Here is a 1,702-nt window from a genome sequence, read left to right on the forward strand (position 1 = left end):
ATCGCGCTTTATGGTCTGTGCTTTTCAGTCTGATGTTGGTGGCTTCCTGTTGGGGAAGTGTTGAGTCACCCGAGCAGAAGGCTCTCAGGCATGCCCGGAACAATCTGAACAGGCTCTATTTTGATTACGTCTTTGCAGAAGAAAATGAGGGGCTGTTAAAAGCCCTCATGGTTTCAGTTCGGCGAATCTATGAGCGGTATGAGCAGAACCAGTGGCTGGAAGATCACTCTGCACCAGACTATCAGCCAGAAGCTCGACAGCAGTTTCTTACCAGACTCATCCAGCAGGCTTCCCGCCATACTATTGCCAAAGTCACTGGTGACAATGATACGGATGACCGTTACCCGGACCGCCCCATGTTTCACCTCCTGCAGGCATTCAGTAGAGCTCCAGTCATGGAGGAAGCCCGGGATGTTATTGATTGGTACCGAACCCATCCGTTGCTGCTTCAGGGGGTCATAGCTGAAGACCGAATGGACTCCATGGAGGATCTGATTGCGGAGGCTGTGCAGAACAGTTTTAGAGAATTTCCGTCCAACCCGTTATCCCCGGAACAGTTAGGTCGGCAACTCGGCTTTATTCTGATAGAAATGCAGGAGCTTTTTCTTCGTGGCAAGGCGCTTCGTTCTCTTGGCTTCAAGGTGGACAGGCAAAAGCAGAACCCGGAGATTGCCAGAGACCCTGCATTTGTTCTTTACCTCTCCCTGCTGACTGAAGCCTTTAACAATCATCTCACTCTTTGGCGTACAGACAGCAAACGTCGTCACTATCAGGAAGATCTCGCCGCCCTGTTTATGAAAGCCGCCGATCGTGAAGATTATGGTAATGAGTGGTACCAGCAGGTTCGCAGAATTCTGGATGGTGAAAAGCCCGTGTCTTTTGCTCTGCCACCGCCCGTTCAGAAGCCAGTCGTGCATCACTATCTGGATCTGGATCTGGATCACCATGATTGGGAACGCTGGTTTAAACTTGTGGCGAGCACTGTGATCGCCACGATAGGTATCACCTTGTTGGTGTGTGTGATAATCGCTGAGCATCAAACTAAATCGCGAAGGTTGGAATGGTTGCAAGAGAATAAGCTGCAAAGGAAGTTAGGCAGAGCACTCAACAAACCCTGGCGGAAAGATCCGAAAGGAAGGGACTGGAACCCCACCAGAAGGGACAGGGAGGAGGTCAGAGAAATCATTGAAGGCTTTGATCAAAAGGTTTGGAAAAATGTAATGATCAATGCCGGGGTTCTGAATCCCCTTTCTTGTGATATGGATCTGGATAATCTCTACATGCAGTGGTCGCTGACAGAGCTATACGGCTACTTGAGACAAGAAGAATATATCTTGACAAAAGAAGATAAAATAGGCCACGAAAGGGAGCAGCAAGAAGCGGCTGAAAGAGCCAGAACAGCCAGCCACACCGTAATAATACAGCAACAAAAAAAAGGGGAGACTTTATTCTTCTGCACTCCCAGCTACATTTGGGATTCTTCAGAAGGCGATGATGGCATTGGTTATTCGACCAGCTCGGGTACATCGACTACTTTTTCACTTCAGGATCGTGAGGCTAACTGGGATTGATTATTGAAGTAATGTATTTCAGTCAACCATTTCCGAATTTTAAGGTTCTGGCATTGTAAATTAATTGTTTTACTCCGCACCTGCCAGTCTACTGTCCTAAGCTTTCCGAATTTGTCAGGAAATGGGTGAGG

Annotated in this window: 1 protein-coding gene; it reads left to right on the forward strand. The window is 48.1% G+C overall.

Going from position 1 to position 1,702, the window contains the following annotated elements:
* The coding region (locus KDK17_RS01845; RefSeq protein ID WP_257287209.1) for a hypothetical protein at positions 1 to 1,571 on the forward strand (1,571 nt) is incomplete at its 5' end.
* Between the last annotated feature and the right edge of the window lie 131 nt (positions 1,572 to 1,702).

The sequence above is a fragment of the Endozoicomonas sp. SESOKO2 genome (assembly GCF_024606245.1).
Classification (GTDB): Bacteria; Pseudomonadota; Gammaproteobacteria; order Pseudomonadales; family Endozoicomonadaceae; genus Endozoicomonas_A.